The 7866-nt window shown below is 68.8% G+C and carries 6 protein-coding genes; 2 read left to right on the forward strand and 4 right to left on the reverse strand.

Going from position 1 to position 7866, the window contains the following annotated elements:
- Positions 1–40 precede the first annotated feature (40 nt).
- On the forward strand, positions 41–1351 hold the full coding sequence (locus tag AB0C15_RS26840) for a radical SAM protein (RefSeq protein ID WP_357356421.1): 1311 nt from the start codon (positions 41–43) through the stop codon (positions 1349–1351).
- 249 nt (positions 1352–1600) lie between these two features.
- Here the strand turns inward: AB0C15_RS26840 and AB0C15_RS26845 are convergent, their stop codons facing one another.
- Positions 1601–3154, reverse strand: coding sequence for a pectate lyase (locus tag AB0C15_RS26845; RefSeq protein WP_357356423.1), 1554 nt, complete (start codon positions 3152–3154; stop codon positions 1601–1603).
- A gap of 399 nt (positions 3155–3553) precedes the next feature.
- Between AB0C15_RS26845 and AB0C15_RS26850 the strand changes: the two genes are divergently transcribed.
- A complete protein-coding gene (locus tag AB0C15_RS26850) occupies positions 3554–4855 on the forward strand; it encodes a hypothetical protein (RefSeq protein WP_357356425.1) in 1302 nt (433 codons plus the stop codon).
- 122 nt (positions 4856–4977) lie between these two features.
- Here AB0C15_RS26850 and AB0C15_RS26855 read toward each other — a convergent pair whose 3' ends face one another.
- From AB0C15_RS26855 to AB0C15_RS26865, 3 genes are read right to left on the reverse strand one after another with little or no spacing between them, the layout of a single operon-like run.
- Positions 4978–6132 (reverse strand): serine hydrolase domain-containing protein, encoded by a 1155-nt coding sequence (locus tag AB0C15_RS26855; RefSeq protein ID WP_357356427.1) that lies wholly within the window; start codon positions 6130–6132, stop codon positions 4978–4980.
- A 3-nt stretch (positions 6133–6135) separates the two neighbouring features.
- Positions 6136–6960, reverse strand: a complete 825-nt coding sequence (locus tag AB0C15_RS26860) for a carbohydrate ABC transporter permease (RefSeq protein WP_130399986.1) — start codon at positions 6958–6960, stop codon at positions 6136–6138.
- Positions 6957–7799 carry a sugar ABC transporter permease gene (locus AB0C15_RS26865; protein WP_357356431.1) on the reverse strand — a complete coding sequence of 281 codons (843 nt, stop codon included), beginning with the start codon at positions 7797–7799 and terminating at the stop codon, positions 6957–6959. The genes AB0C15_RS26860 and AB0C15_RS26865 overlap by 4 nt, the downstream gene beginning before the upstream one ends.
- Between the last annotated feature and the right edge of the window lie 67 nt (positions 7800–7866).

The following is a 7866-nucleotide window of genomic DNA, read 5'->3' on the forward strand; positions in this document are numbered from 1 at the left end:
CGGCCACCCGGTTCGGCGTACCACGTTCGGAAGGAACCGCATGACGTCGCGCACCGACCTCGTCGAAGACCTGATGGGCCGTTTCCCACACGTGCCGCGGGAAGCGGTGCTCAAGGAGGACCTGCTGCGGGGTGGGCTCGCCTTCGACGACACGGCACTGACCGACAACGAGCACGGCGACGTCAAGCCGAAGTCGTACTTCATCTTCTCCTTCGACCACCGGACACTGCCGGAGCTGGGGACGGCAGCGCTGCGCCGTCCACCGGAGGAGATCGTGCTCACCGGAGGGCCGTACGAGCTTCGCCGTACCGTCGTGTCGGTCCGCACCAACCCCAGCTCGCCGTACCGCGTCGGCACCGACGGCGACGGTCGACTGCGCCTGTTCCTGGACGGACGGCCGATCGCCGATGTCGGGCTGCCTCCCATGCCGGCGTACTACCGCCACACGCTCGCCAACGGAAAGTCGGTGATGGAGGTTGCCCCGACCATCCAGTGGGGTTACCTCATCTACCTCACCGCGTTCCGGGTCTGTCAGTACTTCGGCGCCAAGGAGGAGTGCCAGTACTGCGACATCAACCACAACTGGCGGCAGCACAAGCAGGCCGGCCGGCCCTACACCGGGGTCAAGCCCGTCGACGAGGTCCTCGAGGCCCTGGAGATCATCGATCGGCACGACACCGACCGGGCGTCGCAGGCGTACACGCTCACCGGCGGCAGCATCACCTCGCAGGTGAACGGGCTGGCCGAGGCGGACTTCTACGGCCGGTACGCGCAGGCGATCGAGGAGCGTTTCCCGGGGCGGTGGATCGGCAAGGTCGTGGCCCAGGCACTGCCCCGAGCCGACGTGCAGCGCTTCCACGACTACGGGATCCGCATCTACCACCCCAACTACGAGGTGTGGGACAAGCGGCTGTTCGAGTTGTACTGCCCGGGCAAGGAGCGGTACGTCGGCCGGGAGGAGTGGCACCGGCGCATCCTCGACTCCGCCGAGGTGTTCGGCCCCCGCAACGTGATCCCGAACTTCGTGGCGGGCGTCGAGATGGCCGCCCCGCACGGCTTCACGAGCGTCGACGAGGCGATCGACTCCACCACCGAGGGGCTCGACTACTTCATGTCCCGGGGGATCACGCCCAGGTTCACCACCTGGTGCCCGGAGCCCACCACACCGCTCGGCCGGACGAACCCGCAGGGCGCGCCGCTCGAATACCACGTCCGCCTCCTGGAGGCCTACCGGGCGACCATGGACGCTTACGGCCTGTCCAGCCCACCTGGGTACGGCCCCGCCGGGCCTGGGCGAGCGGTCTTCTCGGTCAGCTCCTTCATGGACACCCTGCCGTCGGCGGATTCGTGAAGGACGCACGCGACTGACCCGCCCGGGACGAACTGCCGATGAGCGGTACACCTCAGAGGCATCTGCATGCCTCTGAGGTGTACCGCTCAGAACCCCGTCCGCATGGACGAAGGTGACCGGCGGTGACCGGACCAGCCGCACCCTGCCGGGGTCCGACAGATCGTGCATGCGGCCAGCCGCGCGAACGACACCCGCGGCACCGCACCTCCGCCGCGCCCGCGGCGCCGGTCAGGGTCAGGACGTGCTGGTCTAGCTGGCGTACGTCTCGAACTCGCCGACCCGGGGCGTACCGCTGGAGCTGTTGATCTTGAAGTTGATCTTGCTCATTGCCGTCGCAGAGAAGGTGATCGAACCCGCCCCGCTGCCGGCGGCCAACACGGCCCCGTTGTCGTTGTTGATCAGCTGCCAGGAGCCGATGGAGCCCTGGGTGCCGGACGGCTCCCTGATCACCACCCGGGACACCCGGGTCGCGGAGCCCCACTTGATCGAGATCGTGCCGGTCGACCCGGCCGGCGACCACCAGGTGCTCAGGTTGCCGTCGCGCACGTTGCCGTAGCTGGTCCCGCTGGCCTTGCTGGAGCCGTCGGCGCCGGCGCCGAGGCTGAGGTTGGTCCCACCGGTGGGCGGGGGCGTGGTGGGCGGGGGCGTGGTGGGCGGCGGCGTGGTCGGCGGGGGCGTGGTCGGCGGCGGGGTCTGCGGCGAGCAACTGCCGTCCGACACCCTGAGGCCCGTGTTTGCGCCGACCGTCTGACGGACGACGTCCGGCACGCAGCTCGCCCCGTCGAGGCGGTACCCGTACGGGATGCTGACCGTGGTGGTGGATGTCGGGTTGGGGCCGGCGGGGTAGTTCTCGCTGCCGGCACTGGACCAGGTCACGTTGTCGAAGACGTTGCCGGCGACCTGCCAGTAGCCGCGCTCGTCGGTGTAGAACGTGCCGAGCACGTCCTTCGAGTCGCGGAAGTAGTTGTTCTCGACCTTGGCCCTGGCCCCGGCCCGGGAGTTGATGCCGGACTCGTGCAGGCTCACGTAGTGGTTGTTGTAGATGTGGGCGACACCGCCCCGCAGCAGCGGCGTACGGGAGTCGATGTTCTCGTAGAGGTTGTGGTGGTACGTGATGAAGCCGTTCGACAGGTCGCTCTCACTCGACCCGACGAGGCCACCCCGACCGGAGTTGCGCAGGATGCTGTAGGACAGCGTCACGTACTGCGTGTTGTCCTTCATGTCGAAGAGGCCGTCGTACCCCTCGGACTCCCCGCCCGAGGCCTCCAGGGTGACGTGGTCGACCCAGACGTTGCGGACCGTGCTCTCCATGCCGATGGCGTCCCCACCGTTGGAGGTGGGTGAGCCCGACTTCTTGACGTTCCGCACCGTCACGTTCTGGATGATGATGTTGCTGGAATCGCGGATGTGGATGCCGAGCTGGTCGAAGACGGCACCGCTGCCGACGCCGACGATGGTGACGTTGCTGATCTGCTTGAGCTCGATCACGCCCGCCGCGGTGTTGCAGCTCGACCCCGACACCTTGCTGGTGTTGCCGTGGTTGATGGTCCCGGAGACCTCGATGGTGATCGGGGTGCTGCTGCTGGTCCGACCGCACAGCGCCGCGTGGATCGCCGTGCCCGTGCTGGCCCGTACCGTCTGCCCACCCGCGCCTCCGGTCGTTCCGCCGTTCTGGGTGGCATAGCCGGTGGCACTGCCGACCGCCGCCGATGCCTGCGGGGTCGGCAGGGCCACTCCGACCGCGGTCACCACGGCCGCGGCGGCTACCACCGCCTGACGTCGCAACACGACTGCTCGTCTCATGTCGCCTCACCTTCGCGTTCGTCTGGTCCCGGGCCTCGTCCGATGGCCGTCGCGGCCGCACCTGCCGACGGGCGTCTTCAAAGATTGACGGCAATAAATTGCCATGACGCCATTGCGGTCTCTTACACCCTGGTCAAGGCAGGGGTGCGCTGCGAGCGGGCCACCTGCTCTCCCGCCCGTAAAGGTAAACATCGATGTAACGCAATCGTAGGAAAGCGGTTTCCCTGGGGGCAATAGCTGACGCTTGCAGGTTTGTTGCAGTGCTCGGTATTGACACCGCCGAGCCGGCCATCGATGCTCTGCTAAATCAGTTTAGCGGCCGATTCGCCTCGACCCGTCCCCACTCCCGGCCCCGGACACGGTCGCTGACCGAGCGCACCACCCCGAGAAAGGACCCGCATGAGACTGCGAAGAGGACTGATCCCACTCACCGCCACCCTCGTCCTGACCGCCGCCTCCGGCACGGCGTACGGCAGCCCGGGCGCCGCGGACGGAATCCGCAGCATCACCCCGATCACCACCGTCCACACGTACGGCCAGAAGGTCTCGGCGGTGGCGATCGAGTACCGGGCCACCGTGAACCCCCGCACCCTCGACACCGCCACGTTCTCGGTGACCGACACCATCTACAACTTCCGCTTCAACCCCATCGAGGACCTGCCGAAGCTCGCCGACCGGACCGTCACCCACACCTACACCAACGGGACCCCGGGCACCCGTGCCGACCACCGCTCGGCGCCGGGCAGGTACGTCATCGTCGAACTCGACCCCGCGGACACCGGCGGCTCGACGGTCATCGTCTCCAAGTGCCCGACCTTCCTCTGCACCGTGAAGGTCAACCCCGACCTGCCGACCCGGGTCGTGCAGCGCAAGGACGTCCACGGCCAGCCCGGCCGCGGGTCCGGCAAGGGGCCGCTGCTCGCGCGGGCCACCCCGCGTGAGTCCCGCCCGGTCACCGAGAAGCCGGTGAACCACCTCGTCGACGAGTTCACCTACGGCTCGTTCCTCAGTGGCGGAATGGTGCTGCCGTACCACTACCACCTGCCGAAGAACTACCAGCCGGGCCGCACGTACCCCCTGATGGTCGTCCTGCCCGGCCACGGAATGGGCTGGGACGGCGACAACCTCGGCGTGCAGCTCGCCGCCGACATTCCGGCAACCGCGTGGCTCCAACCGACCTGGACCGGCAGCACCGAGGACGTCATCGTCCTTGCGCCCCAGCACCAGCGGGTCGGCGGGGTCGCCGAGGCGGACCTGCTGGTCAAGCTGCTCGACCAGTTCGTCGACACGTTCGCGGTGGACACCCGTCGGGTGTACGCGACCACGGTGTCGTACGGTTCCCAGCTGCTCTGGGAGGCGTTCGCCAAGCGGCCGGACCTGTTCGCCGGCGGGTTGGTGACGGGTGGATTCCCGGTCAACGCCACCCAGGCGACCGCCATCGCTGCGGCCGAGGTGCCGGTGTGGATCACGCACGGTGAGCACGACCACCTGCTCAACGTCTCGGGCGCCCGCAACTCCACGGCCGAGCTGCGGCAGGCGTACGCCGCCCGGGGCAGGACGCCGGAGCAGGCCGCCGACCTGGTGCGCTACACCGAGTACGCCGACTCCGCATTCTCGTTGCCGGACTACCACGCGGCGTTCGGGCCGACCTACGAGGACGCCAACATCCTGCGCTGGCTGCTCAACCAGTCCAAGCCCTGATCCCCCAACACCCCCACCCCACCCCCTCCCCCGGTGATCATGAAGTTGTTGCCATCGGCCACGGCGTGTCGAGGCAACAACTTCATGATCAACCGAGGGGGCCGGGGTGGGGGTGGGTGGGGTCAGGTGGTGAGGCAGGCGTGGACGGCTGCGGTGAGGCGGTTGGCGCGCTCGTCGCCCATTCCGCGCATCTGGTTGACCACGTAGCCGAAACCCACCTGGTGCTCGGCGTCGGCAAAGGCCAGGTTGCCGCCCGCGCCGTCGTGGCCGAAGCTGCGCTCACCGAGCAGGGGTCGGGCCGGTGGCGAGTGCAGCAGGAAGCCCGTACCCCAGCGCTGGCCGGTGTCCGGCGGGCCGTGTCGCTGCTGACCGCGCGACCGGACGACGACCGCGTCGTCCACCGAAGCGGTGGTGAACAGCGGCCCACCCTCGATCTCCGACACACAGGCCGCGTAGAGGCGGGCGAGGCCGTCGGCGGTGCTCACCGCGCCCGCGCCGGGCACGCCGGCGGCCCGGATGGCGTCGTCGTTGAAGCTCACCAGTCCGTCGGCGTCGGCCGGGAAGGCGAAAGCGCCCCCCATGGTGATGCCCCGCTCGGCGACCGGGTCCACGAACGGGTCGGGGTCCGGGGGCGGTGCCAGGTCCCAGGCCACGGTGTCGCTCTCGGCCGCCGGAAGCCCCAGCCAGGTACGCAGGCCGAGCGGGTCCGCGAGGGTGTCGGCGAAGAACGCGCCGGGAAGCTGGCCGGTGACACGATGGATCACCTCGCCGACCAGCCAGCCGTACGTCATCGAGTGGTAGCCGTGCGCGGTGCCCGGCTCCCACAGCGGCGCCTGCGCCTCGATCGCCTCGACGACCGGATCCCACGCCAGGACCTCGTCGAGGGTCAGGGTGCGGTCCAGCGCGGGCAGACCGGCCTGGTGGGTGAACAGCCAGCGCACCGGAATGTGCGCCTTGCCGTGCTGGCCGAACTCCGGCCAGTAGCGCGTCACGGGGGCGTCGAGGTCGAGCCGGCCCTGTTGGACCAGCAGGTAGGCGCAGATCGCCAGGATCCCCTTGGTGCAGGAGAAGACGACTGCCGGCGTGTGCGCCTCCCAGGGCCGCCCGGTACGGGTGTCGGCCACGCCGCCGTACAGGTCGACGACCCTGCGGCCCCGCACGTAGACGGTGACCGCGGCGCCGACCTCGCCCTGGGAGGTGAAGTTGTCGCGGAAGACGTCGGCGACGCGGCCGTAGCGCTCGTCGACGTCGCCGTGGATCTGTGGCTGTGAGACCACTGCCTACCCCTTCACTGACCCCTGGATCAGGGCCTTGATGAACTGTCGCTGGAAGATCAGGAACACGATGAGGGTCGGGGTGAGAATCAACAGCGACCCGGCACACAGCAGCACCAGATCGGTGCCCCACTGGCCCTGGAACGCGCCGAGCGCGCCGGCCATCGTGCGTTTGGTGGCGTCGTCGACGAGGACGATGGCGAGGAGGAACTGGTTCCACGTCCAGAGGAACATCAGGATCGTCAGCGAGGCGATCGCCGGCCGGGCGAGCGGCACCTGGACCCGCCAGAACAACTGCCACGTGCTGCTGCCGTCCACTCGGGCCGCCTCGGACAACTCGACCGGCACGTTGGTGAAGTGCGCCCGCATCCAGAACACCGCGAACGGCATGTACAGCCCGATCAGCGGCAGGATGATGGCCCAGCGCGTGTTGAGCAGACCGAGGTCCTGCATCTGGTAATAGAGCGGTGTGACCACGGCCTCGAAGGGCAGGGTCAGACCCAGCAGGAAGAGGCCGAAGACGAATCGACCGCCGGGCACCCGGAGCTGACCGAGCCCGAAGCCGGCCATGGTCGCGATGAGCACCGACACCGGCACGACACCGGCCACGATGAGCAGGCTGGAGCGGAGCAGGGCACCCATGTTCGCGGCGGTGAAGGCGTCGGCGAAGTTGCCCCACTGCGGGTCGGACGGCCACTCGAGCCCGTTGGGCACGGTGCCACGGGGCTGCAGCGCCGCCGACAGCATGCTGACGAACGGCAGCAGGGTGACCACGATCAGGGCGATCAGGAAGACGCGGCCGGTCACCTGTTCGCGGCGGCTCAGGTTCACGGCTTCTCCCCTCGGCTCAGACGCTGGATCGGTAGGACACACGCCAGCACCAGCAGCATCAGCACGACGGCGAGCGCCGAGGCGAGCCCCACCTGCCGCTGCGAGAAGGCCAGCCGGTAGATCTCCAGGCCCGGCACGGTGGTCTGGAGGCCGGGGCCGCCGCTCGTCGAGATGTAGACGATGTCGAAGCTCGCCAGCGCCGCGATGATCGTGACGGTGAGGCAGACACCGATCTCCTGGCGCAGGCTGGGCAGGGTCACGGCGAGAAACTCGCGGACCGGACCGGCACCGTCCAGGCGGGCGGCTTCGTACAGCGCTGGATCGATCTTGCTCATGCCGGTGACCAGCAGGATCGTGCAGAGGCCGAGCAGGACCCAGGCCCCGATGACACCCACGGCGGGCAACGCCGTGTCGAAGTCGCCGAGCCAGGCGCGGGCGACGCCACCCAACCCGACCGCGCGCAGCGCCTGGTTGACCAGACCGTTCGACGAGAGCAGCCAACTCCACGCGATGCCCGCCGCCACCAGGGGGATGACCTGCGGCAGGAACAGGATGGTCCGGACCACGGTGCCGAACGCGCCGGTGGTGATCCGGCGCACCATGCTCGCCACCAACAGCCCGAGCGTGACGGGGATGAAGCTGAAGAAGACGATCAGGACGATCGCGTTGCCGATGATCTTCAGCAGGTCGCTGTCGGTGAACACGGTGAGGTAGTTGTCCAGGCCAACCCAGCGGGCCACCCCGATGCCGTTCCAGTCGTAGAGCGAGTACTGCAGCGTCAGGACGAGCGGGCGCAGCACGAACACCGCGTACATCACCAGGGCGGGCAGGACGTACATCTGGGCGTGCGCCAGCACGTACTCGCGGCTGGCCGTCGGGTCCGCCCAGGCCTGCCGGACCGATTCG

It is taken from the genome of Micromonospora sp. NPDC048835 (assembly GCF_040649995.1).
Lineage (GTDB): Bacteria > Actinomycetota > Actinomycetes > Mycobacteriales > Micromonosporaceae > Micromonospora.